This is a genomic window from Pseudomonas trutticola BRTCR10, from assembly GCF_056155105.1.
Map to the genome: position 1 here is coordinate 4210045 of NZ_CM149552.1, position 18425 is coordinate 4228469.

The window sequence follows — 18425 nt, forward strand, 5'->3', positions numbered from 1 at the left end:
TCTATTGCGAATACCTTCATGCATACCCTTGCTCAATTGCGCGCCGGCGAATTGTCGGGCATTACACGGCTGGATCTGGCCTGTGGCCTGACCGAGTTCCCGTCGCAGATATTCGACCTGGCCGACACCCTTGAGGTGCTCAATCTCAGCGGCAACGCCTTGAGCAGCCTGCCGGATGATCTGCACCGCCTGACCCGGCTGCGTGTGCTGTTCTGCTCCGACAACCAGTTCACCGAACTGCCCGCCTGCCTCGGCCAATGCGCAGCGCTGAGCATGATCGGCTTCAAGGCCAACCGCATCGTCGAGGTGCCCGGCGCAGCGCTGCCGCCGTTACTGCGCTGGCTGATCCTCACCGACAACTGCATCGAAACCCTGCCGGACGAACTCGGCGAGCGCCCTTACCTGCAAAAACTCATGCTGGCGGGCAATCGCCTGCAATCGCTGCCCGCATCTTTAAGCGGTTGTCGTCGCCTGGAACTGATCCGCATCGCCGCCAACCGTCTCACCGAGTTGCCCCCGGCGCTGCTGACATTGCCGAGCCTGACGTGGCTGGCCTACGCGGGTAATCCGCTGGAAACCGAGGCCGATGCCGCCGCCCTTGAAGCCACACCGCTGATCGACTGGTCGGCGCTGCGTCTGGAGCAACAACTGGGCGAAGGCGCCTCCGGGGTGATTTCCCGGGCGATCTGGCAACGCGCCGACGGCTCGCAGCAGCCGGTCGCGGTGAAACTGTACAAAGGCGAGATGACCAGCGACGGCTCACCGCTGCATGAAATGAACGCCTGCATCACCGCAGGATTGCACCCGAATCTGATTCGCGTGGAAGGTCGTATTCATGGCCATCCCGACGGCCAACAGGGTCTGGTGATGCAACTGATTGATCCGAGCTTTCGCAACCTCGCGGCATTGCCGAGCTTGGTGTCATGCTCGCGGGATGTCTATGCCGAGGATTGCCGCTTCACCGCCGAGGTGGCGCTGAGCATTGCCAAGGGCATCGCTGCGGCGGCCGAGCATCTGCATCAGCAAGGCATCACCCACGGCGATCTCTATGGGCACAACATTCTGTTGAACGATCAGGGTGAGTGTTTACTGGGGGATTTCGGCGCGGCGTCGTTTCATGCCACCACGGACAACCTCGAAACGCGCGCTCTGCAACGCATCGAAGTAAGGGCATTCGGGGTTTTGCTCGGGGAACTGCTGGCGCGGATCGACTCAGGGCTGAGCGATGAGCGGCGTGCGGTGCTGGAAGTACTGGAGCAGCGCTGCTGTCAGGCGGATGTGCTGGCGCGGCCGGGGTTCAGTGAGGTCGTGCAGCAATTGCAAAATCTCTGATTAATACAACACCTGTGGCGAGGGAGCTTGCTCCCGCTCGGCTGCGCAGCAGTCGTCGCTTTGGGACGGCTTCGCCACCCAGCGGGAGCAAGCTCCCTCGCCACAGGTCAGTTTTGAAACAAATCAGCCAGCCAGACCGACGAACATATCCTGCACGTCGTCATGGTTGTCGAGGCCTTCAAGGAACGCTTCAACTTCAGCCATCTGCTCATCGCTCAAGCCGCTGACCGGGTTCTTCGGCTGGTAGCCCAGCTTGGCCGACAGCACGGTGAAACCTTGTTCCGGCAGGGCTTTCTGCACCGAATCGAGGTCGGTCGGATCGGTCAGGAACAGGGTCGCGCCCTCTTCACCGGGTTCAAAATCCTGGGCACCGGCTTCGATCGCGGCCATTTCCGGATCGGCGTCCGGGGTGTCCGGCGACGCTTCGATCATGCCCACATGGTTGAAGTCCCAGGCCACCGAGCCCGAAGCCCCCAACTGGCCCTTGCGGAACGCCACGCGGATTTCCGCGACGGTGCGGTTGATGTTGTCGGTCACGCACTCGACGATCAGCGGCACCTGGTGCGGGGCAAAACCTTCGTAGGTCACGCGATGGTATTGCACGGTTTCGCCCAACAGACCGGCGCCTTTCTTGATGGCGCGATCCAGGGTTTCCTTCGGCATCGAGGCTTTCTTGGCCTGTTCGACCACCAGACGCAGGTGTGCGTTGGTGGTGGTATCGGCACCGTTGCGGGCAGCAATGGTGATTTCTTTCACCAGTTTGCCGAAGATTTTGCCCTTGGCGTTGGCTGCCGCTTCTTTGTGTTTAACCTTCCACTGTGCGCCCATTACTCACTCTCTTGATCTGTGGCGCCGAGACATCTATTGGCCGACGCGTGCCGGCCAGTTTATACGGCCTAAAGTCGGCAATCGACCAAAAAAATCCTATGTGGAATCGACTTCTTCACCAGAGCTTGTAGGGCGATTCTGAAAAACCCCTTTGACATAACCATTCAGCGCTGGGGTTTCGTACCCTCTGAGACCCGTATTGCCTGACAGAGCCTGTGCGAATGCTCAATGACAAGGAAAGTCCGTTCACCCTCACCCTGACTGATAGCGGATTGTGCCTGCCGGTATTGCGCTTTCACGGCGAGGAAGCGCTCAACCAGCCCTATCGCTTCGACATCGAACTGATTGGCCTGGCGCCCGCCGTGACGCCGGGCGCATTGTTGCAGCAACCCGTGTTTCTGCGCCTGGACGACCAGCATGGGATTCACGGCGTGGTCCACAGTGCCAGTTGCGAACACCGCGGTACTCACCGGATCGGCTACCGACTTGTCGTGGTGCCAGCCCTGCAAAAGTTGGCGCAACCGAGCAAACGGCGTGTGTTCGTGCAACTGAGCGTGCCGCAGATCCTGCAGCAGTTGCTCGATGAAAATACCCTGCCTGACGATGGCTATCGGATTGAAATGACCGTGGGCCACTACCCGGAAAGGCCGTTCTGCATCCAGTTCGACGAAAGCGATCTGGCGCTGCTGCACAGGCTTTGCGAAGAGGAAGGCATCCACTATCACTTTGAACACCGGGCGGACAGTCACATTGTCGTGTTCGCCGATGACAGCTTGAGCCTGCCGCAGGAACCGGCGCTGCTGCCGTTCACCGATGATGCGCAAGTGCCGTTGCCCAGTGTCAGCGCGCTGTACCAGCATCACCACGCCGCGCCCATTGCGACGCTGCATGCCGTGCGCAATCGAGGGCCGCAGGCAAGCAGAGAAGCGGCCGCCAATCAGACCCCGGCCAATGCGCAAGCAACCCTGCCGTCACTGGAACAACGCCACAGTGAACAACGCAGTCGTCGCCACCTGGAGCGCCAACGTTGTCAGCACCGTTCGATCAATGGTCGCAGCGACTGCATCGGTTTACTCAGCGGACATTTGCTGCAGGTGACGGAGCACCCGATCAACAGCTTCAACGAACAATGGCGGATCACCTCCATCCGCCACCAGGGTCAGCACCCATCGATTCTTGACCCGCGTCCGAGCGAACATCGCTATCACAACGACTTCACCGCTCAACCCTGGTCAAGCGACTTCCGCCCGCCGCTCAAACAACCGCGCCCCGGCATCGCCGGCTATCATCTGGCGCAAGTGCTTGGCGCAACGGGGCATCCGGCGCGACTCGATGAACAAGGGCGCGTCGCCGTCAGATTGTGGCCTGCGCAACCATCGTCAACCGCCGATAGCGATGCAATCTGGCTACCTGTCGCCATGACCCGAGCCAACGGCCGAGTCGCGCCCGATGACTTGCCTTGTGCAGGCAGTGAGGTATGGGTGAGTTTTCTTGATGGCGATCCGGACCGACCGATTCTATGCCTGGGCACCCAGCGCAATCCGCCGCCGCACAAAACACCGCCCCTGCACGACGACAGCTTGTTGCTCGACTGGCTGCTTAATCAGCCGCACTCCCTGTAGGCGCCGTCAGCCCTTGTCGGCCTTGCCCGCCGCCGCTGCAAATTTCGCCAGGCGTACGTCCAGATGCCGGGGGCGCCGGCCGTGATCTTCAGCGCGCTCCTTGCGGCGGATGGCGTTGCGCACCATCAGCGAGCCGAGGTAGCGGATCGGCTCCGGCGGAAAATACCCCAGCGGCCCGTTGACCAGTGGCGAGCGGGTCCACGGGTTATCCAGGCCCTGCACCAGCGACGCGAGAATCTGCCCGCCCATGTGACACGGGCCGACACCACTGCCGGAGTAACCAAAGCCGTAAAACACATTGCCGCTATTGCTCATCTGGCCAAAGAACGGCAAACCGGTGACCGAGCGATCCGAGGGCCCATTCCACGTCGCATCGATTTTTACTTCGGCAAACGCCGGGAAAAAGTCGCCGAGACTGCGCTTGAGCAAGCCCGCATACGGCGATGGCTGATCGAACACCGGTAGCATTCGCCCGCCATAGGCAAAGGTGTTGCCGCCCTTGCCGAGCATGATCCGGCCGTCAGCGGTGTTGTGGTAGTAGTGCACGAAAATCCGCGAGTCGAGCACGGTGACGCCACTGGTCAAACCGATGTCCTGCAACAGATCCGGACGCGGTTCGGTGATCAGCATGTCGCTGGAGACAATCGCCACACTGCGTTCGAACTGTGGAAAGGCACGCGCCATCCACGCGTTCATCGCCAGCACCACACGGTCGGCGATGACGTTGCCGTTCGCCGTCTGGATCCGCGCCGGGCGCCCTTCTTCGAGGCCGGTCATCGCCGTGTTTTCGTGGATTTTCACCCCCAATTGCAACGCCACCCGGCGCAATCCGCGCACCAGTTTGCCCGGTTGCACACTGGCCGCCGCTGGCGAAAACCAGCCTTCCAGATGCTTGCTCGACCCGGCCATGCGCTGCACATCGGCGACCGGACGTTGGCTGAACGAGTTGATGCCGTTGCGCTCAAGCGCCGCGATCACTGCATCTGTCGAGCCGACCTGCGCCTGATTGGTCGCGGTGTACAAGGTGCCGTCGAGACGGTATTCGGCATCGACACCGTACTGCTCGCAGAACTCGCCGATGGCGTGAATGCTGCGCTCGGACTCCTTGACCAGCCGCACTGCTTCCTCGACACCGAACAAGCGCTCGAGGGTGAAATACTTGGCCGACCACGACAGCGCACAGCCGCCATTGCGGCCACTGGCGCCGGCGCCGCAGATGTCGGCCTCGATCAACAGCACATCGAGTTCGGGGTTCTGTTGCTTGAGCATGATTGCCGTCCACAACCCGGTGTAACCACCGCCGACGATGCACACATCGGTGCGGACTTCGCCTTGCAGCGGTGGGCAAGTCGCCGACGTATCGGCCTGCAAGGCCTGCTCCAGCCAAAACGGTCTCATGGGTTTTCTCCAGTCAGTGGGCCACGGCACAGCCTGCCGCGAACGCCGCAGCAGGCCACGAGGCAAGGGTTTTCAGGTACGCAGCGGTTTGATCGTCAGCCGGCAATTGGGAATTGAGGCGCGCGGCTCCATCAGGCCAACCGGGCGGCTGTTCCAGTGTGGAATCAGCACCAGCGCCGAGAACAGCGCGCAACCGGCGAAGACGATGAACACCGTCACCGAATCGAAGTACCCAGGCAGCAAGCCACCGAGCACCGCGCCGACCGAGCCGCAGCCGTTGACGAATCCGGCCGCTGTGGCGCCCGCCTTGGCTTTGCCGAAGTCGATGGCAGCCGCGCCGCTGATCATCGAATCCGGGCCGTAGAGGGTCAGGCCCATGACAAATAGCAGCGCCACCACCAGCAACACGCTGCCGGTGTGTAACGCGCCCATGAACAACGCCAGCGTCACGGTCAGTGCCAACAGACTCAGCACGCAGGCCGGCATGCGCCGGGCGCCGAAAAGTTTGTCCGAAGCCAGACCGATCATGATTGGCCCGAGCAACCCGGCCAGTTCAAAAGACGTGGGAATGATCGCCGCGCCAACCTTGCCGACGCTGGGCATTTGCTCGAAAACGATCACAGGCCCCCACAACAGAATCGCGTAACGCGCCGGTTTCAGCATGAAATACGCAAGACCGAGCACCAGCACCGTGCGGTTGCGCAGGATCTCCTTCAACGGCTCCCACACACTGAGTTTACTGTTGGCTTCGGCCTCTTCAGCACTCAGTTCCGGCTCCGGTTCCACCGCTGGCAGGCCGACGTCTTCCGGTTTGTCGCGCTGGAAGATAAAGAACAGAACAGCCACCACCGCCACCACCACCGCGCTGGAGATAAACGCCGCGTGCCAGGTACCGACCAGCGTGTACGCCCACCAACCGGCGAATGGCGACGCCACCAGACCGCCAAAGGCGTAGCAGGAACTCCACAACCCGAGCACGCGCCCGCGCTGCTCGGAAGGGAAAAAACTGCCCAGGTTTTTACACAAGCCCGACCATCCGGTGGACTGCGCCAACCCCTGGATCAACATGCAGGTGGCGAAAATCGGCAACGTCGCAAAACTGCCCATCACCAGCGCCGCCGCCGCGGAGATCAGCAAGCCACCGAGCACCACGACCCGTGGGCCAAAGCGGTCGGCGAGCATGCCCCAGGTGAATTGGCCGATGGCGTATGCCGCCAGATAGATCGCATCGAGGTTGGCCATGGCCATCTTGTCGAGCATGAACGTCGGGTCTTCGCCGATGCCCAGTTTGGCCACCGAGAACGCTTTGCGAGTGAAGTAGAAAGCGGCGTATGCAAGCCAGGTGATCGCGAAAATCTGCATGCGCCAACGCGCAATGGTGCCGATGTGCTTGTTCATGGTGGTTCTGACCTCAGGGTGTGAGTGTGCCGGCAGAATCGTTGAGTAAACGCCTGTGTTTTTTATTGTTGAGCACTGCGATATCACCCCATCCCTATGGCGATACCGGTCAGATGAGTCCTGCTTTTGCACACGCAGGCTCATCGCCAACCCTGCTGTCCGAGCGGGCAGTCAGCGATGGCGTGAGCGGATCAAAGCAATTACTGTTTAATAAATAAAATCGATTTATCGTATTTCACACATAAGCTCAGCTTGTTACTGACCGTTTAATCAGGAGCCACCATGTCTGTCTCCCACGCTCAGCTCAAAGCGTTTCATGCCGTGGCCGTACACGGAAGCTTCACCAAAGCCGCCGAGCGGCTTTTCCTCACGCAACCGGCGATTTCCGACCAGGTGCGCAAACTGGAAGAACGCTTCGGCGTTCTGCTGTTTCATCGCAATAAACGTTCGGTACGCCTGACGGATCTGGGCGAGCGCTTGCTGGCGATCACCCAGCGCCTGTTTGTGATTGAAGCCGAAGCACAGGAATTGTTGCAGGAGTCCCAGGCCTTGCAGACCGGCAGCCTGATTCTGGCGGTGGATGCGCCGGTGCATGTGCTGCCGCAGATCGCGCGATTTTGCGAGCGCTATCCGGGGATCAGCGTGAAGATCGAGACCGGCAACACCGATGAATCACTGTTTCGACTGTTCAACTATCAGGCCGATCTGGCGCTGCTGGGCCGCGATGTCAGTGATGAGCGCTTGCTCTGCGTGCCACTGCGCAACGATCCGATGGTGGCGTTCGTGTCGCGCAATCATCCGTGGGCCGAACGCGAGTCGATCTGTCTGGCGGACCTCGACGACACGCCGCTGGTGTTGCGCGAACATGGTTCGGTGACGCGGCAGACGCTGGAAGAGGAAATGGCCCGGGCCGGATTTCGCATACGCCCGGCCATTCAGGTCGAAGGCCGGGAAGCGGCACGCGAGGCGGTGGTGGTGGGGATTGGTGTCGGGGTGGTGTCGGCGGCGGAGTTTGGTGCGGATTCGCGGGTGTGCGCATTGCCGATCATCGATTGCACCCGGCGCTTGACCGAGACACTGGTGTGTTTGCGCGAGCAGAGTTCGCGGCGGGTGGTGGCGACTTTCCTGGAGATGGTCCGCGAGAGTCTTGTGTAATCAGAACCTGCCCCATCGCTGGCAAGCCAGCTCCCACAGGGATTCAGCCGTTCACACATTTTGTGTACACCAGAAAAACCTGTAGGAGCTGGCTTACCAGCCCCCACAGGGATTCAGCCCGTTCACACATTTTGTGTACACCAGAAATACCTATGGGAGCTGGCTTGCCAGCGATGAATGCGCCGCGGTTTATCAGTCTGGTGCAAGACCGAAAAACGCCTGAATCAAGCGCAACTCCCGTCGCCGCTCCATGCAGCCGATCATGTGCCGATTGACCAGTCCCTCGCCAACAATCGGAATCGCTACCACTCGCGGGTCATGGCTGACTTCCACCGAGGACACCACGCCCACCCCCAGTTCCGCCGCCACCGCTTCCGTTACTGCCTCGCGGCTGTCCAGTTCCAGCAACACCCGTGGCTGGATCGACGCCTGCGTACAGGCCTGGTCAAACGTGCGCCGGGTAATCGAACTCGGCTCACGCAGCACCATGATCACTTGATCCAGCTCTTTGAGTTTCACGTCTGAAGCGCGCGCCGCCCACGGATGCCCTGCCGGCACCAACGCGCAAATCCGCGACTCGCTCAGCGCCTGCAAATGCAGGCCTTTACGCGGTTCGACTTCGGTCAGCACGGCTACGTCGGCGTGTTCGGATAACAGCGCCGTCAGGGTTTCCTGCGCATTGCCCAAGCGCAGATTGACTGTGATCCCCGGATAGCGCGCACGCAGACTGGCAAGCATCGGCATCACCATGTGCGGGCCATCCGCCGCCACTTCCAGCCGCCCGGTGAGCAATTGCCGGTTGGCTTCGAGCATCGTCTGCGCTTCTTCCGCCAGCCCGAACATCGCCCGGGTAATGGCCGCCAGTTTGGTGCCCTCCTCCGTCAGTTCCACCCGTCGCGCAGTGCGTCGCAGCAAGGTGATCTGGTAGTGCTCCTCCAGCGCCTTGATGTGTCCGGTGACCGCCGGTTGGCTGATAAACAGGCGCGCGGCGGCACGGGTGAAGCTGCCCTCACGGGCCACGGCATCAAAGGCGCGAAGCTGGAACAGATTCATGAATAAATCTCACTGATGGCTGGCATAACAACAAACAATTTGATTGATGCAACGGCGAATTGCAACGTATGCCCCGTAGCTTCATCCCCCAGCGCAATCCGAGGACACACGAATGAGTATCGCCGAACCCATCCTGCTCACTCCCGGCCCGTTGACCACTTCGGCCCGCACCCGCCAGGCGATGATGGTCGACTGGGGGTCATGGGATGACCGCTTCAATCAACTGACCGCCAGCCTTTGCGAACAACTGCTGGCGATCCTCAATGGCGCCGCGACCCATGAATGCGTGCCCCTGCAAGGCAGCGGCACCTTCGCGGTTGAAGCGGCCATCGGCACACTGGTGCCACGCGACGGCAAAGTGCTGGTGCTGATCAACGGCGCTTATGGCAAGCGTCTGGCGAAGATCTGCGAAGTCCTCGGCCGATCTTTCAGTACCTTCGAAACCGCTGAAGACGAACCGACCACCGCTGCTGACGTCGATCGTCTGCTGCGCGCCGACGTCTCCATCACCCACGTCGCCTTGATTCACTGCGAAACCAGCACCGGCATCCTCAATCCGTTGCCAGAGATCGCCCAGGTGGTTCAGCAACACGGCAAACGTCTGATCATCGATGCCATGAGTTCCTTCGGCGCACTGCCGGTGGATGCGCAGCACGTGCCGTTCGATGCGCTGATCGCCGCGTCCGGCAAATGCCTGGAAGGCGTGCCGGGGATGGGTTTTGTTTTCGCTCGCAAAGAGTCGCTGGCTGCGGCGGCCGGCAATTCGCATTCGCTGGCGATGGACCTGTTCGACCAGCACGCCTACATGAAAAAAACCGGCCAGTGGCGCTTCACCCCGCCGACCCACGTGGTCGCGGCGCTGCACGAAGCCCTGCTGCAATACAACGAAGAAGGCGGCCTGCCGGCACGGCACGCGCGCTACGTCGCCAACTGTCAGGCCCTGATGGAAGAGATGGGCAAGCTGGGTTTGCGCAGCTTCCTGCCGGCGGCCATTCAGGCGCCGATCATCGCCACGTTTCATGCACCGAAAGATCCGCGTTACCAGTTCAAGGATTTCTACGAACGGGTCAAGGCCAAGGGTTACATCCTCTACCCCGGCAAACTGACCCAGGTCGAAACCTTCCGCGTTGGCTGCATTGGTCACGTCAGCCCGGACGAAATGCGCCAGGCCGTCGCGGCCGTGGGCGAAGTACTGCGCGAGATGGAAGTCCTCGACATCTGATCCGACTTGATCCCTGTGGGATCGGGCTTGCCCGCGATAGCGGTATGACATTCAGCATAAATGTCGACTGAAAGTGCCCCATCGCGGGCAAGCCCGCTCCCCACAGGATCGCCGAACCTTTTGAATAGCTTGTTCTCATAGGAATCTTTGCCATGAACTACACCAACCCAACCCAGCTGCAAGCCGCCATCCTCGACTGGGCCGGCACCGTGGTCGATTTCGGCTCGTTCGCACCCACGCAGATTTTCGTCGAAGCCTTTGCCGAGTTCGACGTCCAAGTCTCCATCGAAGAAGCCCGCGGGCCAATGGGCATGGGCAAGTGGGATCACATCCGCACTCTGTGCGATCAGCCACAAGTCGCCGAGCGTTATCGCAAAGCGTTCGGCCGCACCCCGACCGACGATGACGTCACCGCCATCTACAACCGCTTCATGCCCCTGCAAATCGAGAAAATCGCCGAGCACTCGGCGCTGATTCCCGGCGCGCTGGAGACCATTGCCAACCTGCGCCAACAGGGCATCAAGATCGGTTCCTGCTCCGGCTACCCGAAACAGGTGATGGACAAAGTCGTGGCGCTGGCCGCCAGCAACGGCTACGTCGCCGATCACGTAGTCGCCACCGACGAAGTACCCAATGGTCGCCCATGGCCGGCGCAGGCACTGGCCAACGTGATTGCCCTGGGTATTGACGATGTCGCCGCTTGCGTGAAGATCGACGACACCGTACCGGGCATCCTCGAAGGCCGTCGCGCCGGGATGTGGACCGTGGCGCTGATCTGTTCCGGCAACGCGTTGGGGCTCGATTACGCCGGTTTCCGTGCACTGGGCTGCGACGAACTGGCCAGCGAGCGCAAGCGCATCCACGCCCTGTTCGAGGGGTCGCGCCCGCATTACATGATCGACACCATCAGCGATCTGCCGGAAGTAATCGCGGACATCAACAAGCGTCTGGCTCGGGGCGAAATGCCACAAACCGTGTAAGTGCCAAATAAAAAACACCGCCGACTTCAAATCAAGTCCGCGGTGTTTTTAGTGACTACGTAAGCAGTCACGACTTATTACACGTCAATTTCCGTTAGCTTATTCCGAGATCAATTTATTATTTGCATCGAAAGCCAGGCCGTCCGGATACCGTTTACTGCCATCCGGAAATCTCACTGTTCCATCTTCCCAAACAACACGCCCATCCGGGTATTCAGTCGTATTATCCGACCAGACAATCCGGCCATCGGGAAACTCGACGCGACCATCCTGATGGTGAATAACACCGTCCGGGCCCTTCAGCGAAGTTTGATTCGCATCGATCAGGCTGCCATCGGGCAGCGAGGTCGAGCCATCCTTGTTAAGGACTCCACCCAGATTGATCACAAGTGTCGCCAGAGCAATGGGGTCAATACTGAAGTTGATGGTCGGCCATGGCATTGGCGGCCTTTCCACTTTTACAGGCGCGGTAGTCTCGCCGGGCGCTACTGGCTTGGTCGGCGTAACGGTATCGACTGGCTTGACCGGTGGCTTGGTCGGCGCATCAGGTTTGACCGGTGGTTTGACCGGCGCAACAGGCTTGACCGGCGGCTTGACCGGCGCAACAGGCTTGACCGGCGGCTTGACCGGTGCAACAGGCTTGACCGGTGCGACGGGCTTTACTGGCGGCTTCACTGGCGCTACTGGTTTCACCGGTGATGTGACTGGCGAAACGGGTTTGACCGGCGCCGGTTTGCTGATCGGGCTTGGCTTGAGACCGGGCTGCGGCTTGGGAACAGGCTTCCTGGCCATTGCCTTCTTTACAACATATGCGTTTTGATTTTTGCTCGTAAACATGGCGCACCTAATTAAATAAATAATTAACAAACAATAAATTCCCTGGCAAACCAACAACACCCAGGAACTGAAAACAACATTAACCAGCACACTAAAATCACACAAGACAAAGTCAAATACAGAATATAAACAACACACCGTTACACCCAACTTATCCACACAGACACAACCAATGATACTTGGTATTAATTAAGTGCCCCTTCACCTTCTCTCAGCCACACCCCAAATACATCGCCCGGCAACGCACAATTAAAAAATCGTTCATTCAAGGCAAAAACCACCCATCGGGTTTACAGTTAAAGCATGCCGTCGTTCAAGAACGGCCGTTTTCGACGCTGATCTGTGAGGAAACACCGTATGCCGTGGACAAGCTCCGAATCTCGCTACAGCACCGTATCGGTTCTGCTGCACTGGCTGATGCTGGTGTTGTTGGTGCTGGTGTACGCCAGCATGGAATTGCGCGGCCTGTTCCCCAAGGGCAGTGGAGGGCGCACGCTCATCAAGGAAGCCCACTACATGCTCGGCCTGACCGTGTTCGTGCTAGTGTGGTTTCGCCTGCTGGCCCGCAGCGTCGGCCCCGCCCCGCAGATTTTTCCTGCTTCGCCGCAATGGCAAACCGTGCTGGCGCGGCTGATGCACTGGGCGCTGTACCTGTTCATGATCAGCATGCCGATTCTCGGCTGGTTGATCACCAGCGCCGAAGGGCATCAGGTGATGTTCTACGGGTTTGATCTGCCGTTGCTGGTGGGTGAGGACAAAGCGTTCGCCAAACAAGTGGAAGGCTGGCACGTGCTGATCGCCACTATCGGTTACTGGCTGATCGGGCTGCACGCGCTGGCGGGGATCTATCACCATTACGTGGTCAGGGATAACACGTTGTTGCGGATGATGCCCAAACGCGGCTGAAACGCTTTTGGAGGCATGCTGGATTCTCTGTGGCGAGGGGATTTATCCCCTCGCCACAATAGATCCCCTCATGACAGAGATACGCTGCAATCAGGGGACGCGGTCGAATCCCCGTCGCCCCTGCAATCCGCCGGTATGCACGAAAATCAGCCGAGTGCCGCTGGCAAATCTACCCGCCTCGACGTGGCTCTTTAGCGCCAGCAACGCCTTGCCGGTGTAAAGCGGCTCCAGCAGCATACCGCTCGCCTGCTGGCTACGGTCGATAAACTCAAGCAGCCCAGCATCGACCCTGGCAAAACCGCCACGACTGGCATCAATCAATTCATACCCTGTATTGGCCATTCCAGCTTCGTGGAGGACTGCCTTGATCTGAGGCGCCACCCCATGATCCTCCGGCACCGCCAGCGCGCCATACACCGGATGCGCACCCGCCTCCGCCAGCACCAGCCCCGCCAAAGTGGTTCCGGTGCCACATGCGAGCCACCATCCGTGGTAATCGCTCCAGCCGAGATTCGCCAATTGCGCGTCCACCTGAAGCTTCAGCGCCGCGCAGCCCAACGCCCCAGGCAATCCACCACCGCCCTCCGGCACCGCAAACAGCGTCGGATATTGCGCCTGCCACGGTGCCCAGAACCCCGGTTCATGCCGCGCCCGATAACCGCCGTAACCCAGCCAATGCAACTGCATGCCGAACGCCTGTAAATCACTCACCGTGGGTGTTTCCTGCGCGTGCCCACGCAACAGCCCGACCGTTTTGAAGCCCAGCCGTTTGCCCGCCGCCGCTAGCGCATGCAGATGATTGGAGTGCGCGCCGCCGAGGCTGATGATGCCTTCGGCACCGGCCCGTTCGGCAGCCTTGAGATGCTCGGTGAGCTTGAACCACTTGTTGCCGCTGATCAGCGGATCGATCTGATCCAGGCGCAGGATCGCCACTTCAACATTGGCGGCAGTGAGCCAGTCCAGATGAAGTGGTTCGAGGGGGGCTTGGTGTAGCCAATCGGAGGGAGGCAAAAACATGAGCGGCGATTCGATCTAGACAGAGCCAGCATTCTAGTCGCTCATAAGCAGCCATCGCGAGCAGGCTCACTCCTGCATTTGAAATGCGTCCACCTGTAGGAGTGAGCCTGCTCGCGATAGCCATTGGCACGCTAGGCCTGGGAAATCAGAGTTCGGCCGCCAGACGCGAGCCCTGGTTGATCGCCCGTTTGGCATCCAGCTCGGCCGCGACATCCGCACCGCCGATCAGGTGCACGTTCTGCCCGGCCTCCACCAGCCCGTCGTGCAGCTCACGCAACGGATCCTGGCCCGCGCAGATCACGATGTTGTCCACCGCCAACACCTGCGGCTCACCGGTTTCACCAATGCGGATGTGCAGGCCTTCGTCGTCGATGCTCAGGTATTCAACGCTGTTGAGCATCTGCACCTGCTTGTTCTTCAGACCTGTGCGATGAATCCAGCCGGTGGTCTTGCCCAGACCGTCGCCGACCTTGGTTTTCTTGCGCTGCAACAGGAACACTTCGCGGGCCGGTGCATGTGGCTCAGGTTTGATCCCGGCGACACCACCCCGTGCCTCAAGGTGAGTGTCGATGCCCCACTCCTTCCAGAACGCGGCGCGATCCTGGCTGGTGGCCACACCTTGATGGACAAGGAATTCCGACACGTCGAAACCGATACCGCCAGCGCCAATCACCGCGACACGCTTGCCGACCGGCTTGCGCTCAAGGATCACGTCGAGATAGCTCAATACCTTGGCATTCTCGACGCCCGGAATCGCCGGCACACGCGGCGCAATACCGGTGGCGAGGATGATCTCGTCGTAACCGCCTTCCACCAGTTTCGCCACATCGACGCGGGTGTTCAGGCACACCTCGACATGGGTGGTCTGCAACTTGCGTTTGAAGTAACGCAGGGTTTCAAAAAATTCCTCTTTGCCCGGCACACGCTTGGCGATGTTGAACTGGCCGCCAATCTCACTGGCCGAATCGAACAAGGTCACCTGATGGCCGCGCTCGGCCGCCACGGTGGCGGCGGACAACCCGGCAGGGCCGGCACCGACCACGGCGATTTTCTTGATCTGCTGCACCGGCAAATAGTTAAGCTCGGTTTCGTGGCAGGCACGCGGGTTGACCAGGCAACTGGTGAGCTTGCCGCCGAAGGTGTGGTCGAGGCACGCCTGGTTGCAGCCGATGCACGTATTGATTTCGTCGGCACGGCCTTCGGCAGCCTTGTTGACGAAGTCCGGGTCGGCGAGGAACGGCCGCGCCATCGAAACCATATCGGCATCGCCCTCGGCCAGAATCTGCTCGGCGATTTCCGGGGTGTTGATGCGGTTGGTGGTGATCAGCGGAATGTTCACCGAACCGCGCAGCTTGGCCGTGACCTTGCTGAATGCCGCACGCGGCACTTTGGTGGCGATGGTCGGGATCCGCGCCTCGTGCCAGCCGATACCGGTGTTGATGATGGTCGCGCCTGCCTGCTCGATGGCTTTGGCCAGGGTGACGATCTCGTCCCAGGTGCTGCCGCCCTCGACCAGATCGAGCATCGACAGACGGAAGATGATGATGAAATTCGGGCCGACCGCTTCGCGGACGCGACGCACGATTTCCACCGGCAGGCGCATACGGTTTTCGTAGCTGCCGCCCCAACGGTCGGTGCGGTGGTTGGTGTGCGCGGCGAGGAACTGGTTAATGAAATAACCTTCCGAACCCATGATCTCGACGCCGTCGTACTCGGCGGTCTGCGCCAGTACCGAACAGGTGACGAAATCGCTGATCTGCTTTTCGATACCTTCCTCGTCCAGCTCTTTGGGCTTGAACGGGTTGATCGGCGCCTGAATCGCACTTGGCGCAACTTGTTTCGGGCTGTAGGCATAACGTCCGGCGTGGAGGATCTGCATACAAATCTTGCCGCCCGCTTCATGCACCGCGCGGGTGACGATGCGGTGCTTGAGCGCTTCTTCCTCGGTAGTCAGCTTGGCCGCGCCGGAATACACGCCGCCCTCATCGTTCGGGCCGATACCGCCAGTCACCATCAGGCCGACGCCGCCACGGGCGCGTTCGGCAAAGTACGCCGCCATGCGCTCGAAGCCGCCCGGTTTCTCTTCAAGACCAGTGTGCATCGAGCCCATCAGGGTGCGGTTGCGCAGCGTGGTGAATCCCAGGTCCAGCGGGGCCAACAGGTGCGGGTAATGAGCGGCGGTCATCGGTAACTCCACAACGAGCGATCACGGAAAAATTGCGGGAGCTCTGCGTCCCCCGTCAGTCATGTTCGACAGACTAAGAGTCGCATCGCTGTCACTCAATGACCGTAACTGACAAGTTAATGATCAAAATGCGCAGCACCCCTTGGCAACCAGCGCCATGGGCCCTACCCTAGTCGCCACACTCTGTACCCGGCTGTTGTTGGTTTTCATGCGCAAACTTCTGTACCTGTTTTTCTCCATGGCCATCGTGGCCGCCCTGACCACCTACGCCATGTGGGCGGCGGACCGGCCCCTGGGCCATTACCTGTCGGACTTGCGCATCAAACTGGCGGTCGACCAAGGCACACCGGCCGACCGTGGCAATCTGCTGGGCATCCAGCCCGAACTGTTCCCTACCGATTATCAGAGCCCCGAGCGCCTGCACCGCAAACTCGCGGCCTATCTGCAGCAAGCGCAGGATCAGGGCCTAGTGAACGACAAGACCGTCGTAGTGCTGCCGGAGAATATCGGCACCTGGCTGATGCTCAGCGGCGAGAAAGACGAGCTGTATCAGGCGCCGAACCTCGCCGAAGCGATGAACTGGCTGGCGGCGAGCAATCCTCTGTTATTCGCCCGCGCCTGGCTCAGCGCCAAGGGCAGCGACCGCGTCAACGACGCGCACCTGCGCATGAAGTCGCGCTCCATGGCCAAGGATTACCAGGCCCTGTTCGGTGGTCTGGCCAAGGAATTTCAGGTGACGCTGGTAGCCGGCTCGATCGTGCTGCCCGAGCCCAGTATCCGTGATGGTCAGCTAAAACCCGGCAGCGGTGCGCTCTATAACAGCAGCGTGGTATTCGGTCGCGACGGTGTGCCCCTCGGCCAACCGCAACGGCAGATGCATTCGGTGTTCGATCAGCGTGATGTGATTCAGGCCGGTGAACAGACAATCAACGTCGTCGACACCCCGGCCGGGCGCCTCGGCGTGCTGATCGGCAGCGACAGCTGGTATCCGGACAACTATCGCAAACTCGACGAGCAAGGCGCGCAATTGGTTGCGGTGCCGGCGCAGGTGTTCGGCCATGGCACGTGGGACAAGCCGTGGCGTGGCTACAAGGGTTCAAGCACACCGAGTTCGATCAGCCTCAAGCCCGGAGAGGTCAGCGAAGGTCAGGCATGGCATCGCCTGACCCTGACCGCGCAACCGCCCAGCAGCCGGGCCATTGCCGGCATGAGCGTGTTTCTGCGCGGGCAGTTCTGGGACCTGTCGAGCTCAGGTCAAAGTTTTCTCAGCAGCAACGGTCAGCAGTTCGCCGATGGCGAAGCCCGTGGCGCCCGTTTGCTGAATATCTGGTTGTAAATGATGAAGCCGCTACCGATGCGCCTCGGGGATCTGTCGGTGGGCTTCGTGCATAGCCTCGCCGATGCCGTGCGCAGTCATGGTGCCGATCCCCAGCCGCTGCTTGAGCAATACGGTCTGGATGCCGCTCGTCTGGCCGAGGCCGGAGCACGGCTGTCGATTCCGCGTTATATGCGTCTGGGCCATAGCGCGATTCAACTGACCGACGATCCGGCATTGGGCCTGCGCATGGGCCAGCTCAGTCGCCTGAGCCAGGCGGGACTGGCCGGTGTGACCGCCGCGCAGGCGCCGACCGTACGTGAAGCAGCCCGTTGCCTGATCCGTTTCGAGCCGTTGTACGGTTCCAATTATCGTGGCCAGTCGAGTTTCCACGAAGACGCCGACGGTGCGTGGTTGCGCTTCTATTCGATCAGCCCGTACAACGCCTACAACCGCTTTGTGGTGGACTCGATCATCGCTGGCTGGCTGCACCAGTTATCCAGCGTCGGTCGCGAACCATTGCGCGCCGAGCGCATCGACATCGAATTCGATGAACCGGATTATCGCGATGCCTATGCAACCCTGGGAGATAACCCGATTCAGTTCGGCGCCGAACGTAACCAATTGCGCCTGAGCCTGAGCAGCCTCGCCCAGCGCAACCCCGAGCACTGCCCGAGTACCTGGCGGCACTTGCTGCAACTATGTGAACGGGAACTGGAACAACTGACCCGCACCCGCAGCCTGCGCGAACGCATCACGCAATTGCTCGGGCCGTTGCTCAACGGTGGGCGGGAACCGGATCTGGAAGAAGTGGCGGCACGCCTGAAGCTGCCGACCTGGACCTTGCGGCGCAAACTGGCCGAGGAAGGCACACAGTTTCGCGCGATCCTCAATGACACTCGGCGTGATCTGGCGATGACCTACATCCGCGACACAGAACTGGCGTTCGGCGAGATCGCTTACCTGCTGGGGTTTGCTTCAGCCGAAGCGTTCCAGCGAGCGTTCAAGCGCTGGAGCAGCCAGACGCCTGGTGAATTCCGCCGCAGTCATCGCAAAACAGCGTGAAGCTGCGAGTTACTAGCGGCTAGCTGCAGGCAAAAGATCAAAGCTCGGTCGCGTCTTCCGCAGGCTCTGGCGGGTCCAGCTCAAAGGCCTGGTATTCGAGCAGTTCTTCTTG

Annotated in this window: 15 protein-coding genes; 8 read left to right on the forward strand and 7 right to left on the reverse strand. The window is 60.5% G+C overall.

Annotated elements, in window-relative coordinates; all coding sequences use genetic code 11:
* Positions 1–18: 18 nt before the first annotated feature.
* Entirely contained in the window at positions 19–1332 is a 1314-nt protein-coding gene (locus tag ACVVH8_RS19065; RefSeq protein WP_475225616.1) for a leucine-rich repeat-containing protein kinase family protein, read from the forward strand.
* Positions 1333–1455: 123 nt separating this feature from the next.
* On the opposite strand, the gene ACVVH8_RS19070 is transcribed toward ACVVH8_RS19065, so the two are convergent.
* Entirely contained in the window at positions 1456–2160 is a 705-nt protein-coding gene (locus tag ACVVH8_RS19070) for a YebC/PmpR family DNA-binding transcriptional regulator (protein WP_038362748.1), read from the reverse strand.
* 221 nt (positions 2161–2381) lie between these two features.
* Here ACVVH8_RS19070 and ACVVH8_RS19075 point away from each other — a divergent pair, with 221 nt between their 5' ends.
* On the forward strand, positions 2382–3782 hold the full coding sequence (locus ACVVH8_RS19075) for a type VI secretion system Vgr family protein (RefSeq protein ID WP_475225618.1): 1401 nt from the start codon (positions 2382–2384) through the stop codon (positions 3780–3782).
* A 6-nt stretch (positions 3783–3788) separates the two neighbouring features.
* Here the strand turns inward: ACVVH8_RS19075 and ACVVH8_RS19080 are convergent, their stop codons facing one another.
* Together ACVVH8_RS19080 and ACVVH8_RS19085 are read right to left on the reverse strand one after the other, a co-directional pair.
* Positions 3789–5180 carry an FAD-dependent oxidoreductase gene (locus tag ACVVH8_RS19080; RefSeq protein WP_212809556.1) on the reverse strand — a complete coding sequence of 464 codons (1392 nt, stop codon included), beginning with the start codon at positions 5178–5180 and terminating at the stop codon, positions 3789–3791.
* 72 nt (positions 5181–5252) lie between these two features.
* Positions 5253–6578, reverse strand: a complete 1326-nt coding sequence (locus tag ACVVH8_RS19085; RefSeq protein WP_103305244.1) for an MFS transporter — start codon at positions 6576–6578, stop codon at positions 5253–5255.
* 282 nt (positions 6579–6860) lie between these two features.
* Between ACVVH8_RS19085 and ACVVH8_RS19090 the strand changes: the two genes are divergently transcribed.
* Positions 6861–7733, forward strand: a complete 873-nt coding sequence (locus tag ACVVH8_RS19090) for a LysR family transcriptional regulator (protein WP_103305243.1) — start codon at positions 6861–6863, stop codon at positions 7731–7733.
* Positions 7734–7925: 192 nt separating this feature from the next.
* Here the strand turns inward: ACVVH8_RS19090 and ACVVH8_RS19095 are convergent, their stop codons facing one another.
* Positions 7926–8786 (reverse strand): LysR substrate-binding domain-containing protein, encoded by an 861-nt coding sequence (locus ACVVH8_RS19095; RefSeq protein WP_475225620.1) that lies wholly within the window; start codon positions 8784–8786, stop codon positions 7926–7928.
* 112 nt (positions 8787–8898) lie between these two features.
* Between ACVVH8_RS19095 and ACVVH8_RS19100 the strand changes: the two genes are divergently transcribed.
* Complete coding sequence (locus ACVVH8_RS19100) at positions 8899–10008, forward strand: 2-aminoethylphosphonate--pyruvate transaminase (protein WP_475225623.1); 1110 nt, start codon at positions 8899–8901, stop codon at positions 10006–10008.
* Between the two features lie 152 nt (positions 10009–10160).
* Positions 10161–10988: a phosphonoacetaldehyde hydrolase gene (gene phnX, locus ACVVH8_RS19105; RefSeq protein WP_475225625.1), complete on the forward strand. Its 828-nt coding sequence runs from the start codon at positions 10161–10163 to the stop codon at positions 10986–10988.
* Positions 10989–11087: 99 nt separating this feature from the next.
* On the opposite strand, the gene ACVVH8_RS19110 is transcribed toward phnX, so the two are convergent.
* On the reverse strand, positions 11088–11984 hold the full coding sequence (locus ACVVH8_RS19110; protein WP_475225627.1) for a hypothetical protein: 897 nt from the start codon (positions 11982–11984) through the stop codon (positions 11088–11090).
* Between the two features lie 198 nt (positions 11985–12182).
* Between ACVVH8_RS19110 and ACVVH8_RS19115 the strand changes: the two genes are divergently transcribed.
* Positions 12183–12731 carry a cytochrome b gene (locus ACVVH8_RS19115; protein WP_103305239.1) on the forward strand — a complete coding sequence of 183 codons (549 nt, stop codon included), beginning with the start codon at positions 12183–12185 and terminating at the stop codon, positions 12729–12731.
* Between the two features lie 90 nt (positions 12732–12821).
* Here the strand turns inward: ACVVH8_RS19115 and ACVVH8_RS19120 are convergent, their stop codons facing one another.
* Together ACVVH8_RS19120 and ACVVH8_RS19125 are read right to left on the reverse strand one after the other, a co-directional pair.
* On the reverse strand, positions 12822–13748 hold the full coding sequence (locus ACVVH8_RS19120; protein ID WP_475225629.1) for a 1-aminocyclopropane-1-carboxylate deaminase/D-cysteine desulfhydrase: 927 nt from the start codon (positions 13746–13748) through the stop codon (positions 12822–12824).
* A gap of 145 nt (positions 13749–13893) precedes the next feature.
* Positions 13894–15933: an oxidoreductase gene (locus ACVVH8_RS19125; protein WP_475225632.1), complete on the reverse strand. Its 2040-nt coding sequence runs from the start codon at positions 15931–15933 to the stop codon at positions 13894–13896.
* Between the two features lie 208 nt (positions 15934–16141).
* Here ACVVH8_RS19125 and ACVVH8_RS19130 point away from each other — a divergent pair, with 208 nt between their 5' ends.
* Positions 16142–17269, forward strand: coding sequence for a carbon-nitrogen hydrolase family protein (locus tag ACVVH8_RS19130; RefSeq protein ID WP_475225635.1), 1128 nt, complete (start codon positions 16142–16144; stop codon positions 17267–17269).
* A gap of 3 nt (positions 17270–17272) precedes the next feature.
* Positions 17273–18313, forward strand: coding sequence for an AraC family transcriptional regulator (locus ACVVH8_RS19135; RefSeq protein WP_475225638.1), 1041 nt, complete (start codon positions 17273–17275; stop codon positions 18311–18313).
* Positions 18314–18425 lie beyond the last annotated feature (112 nt).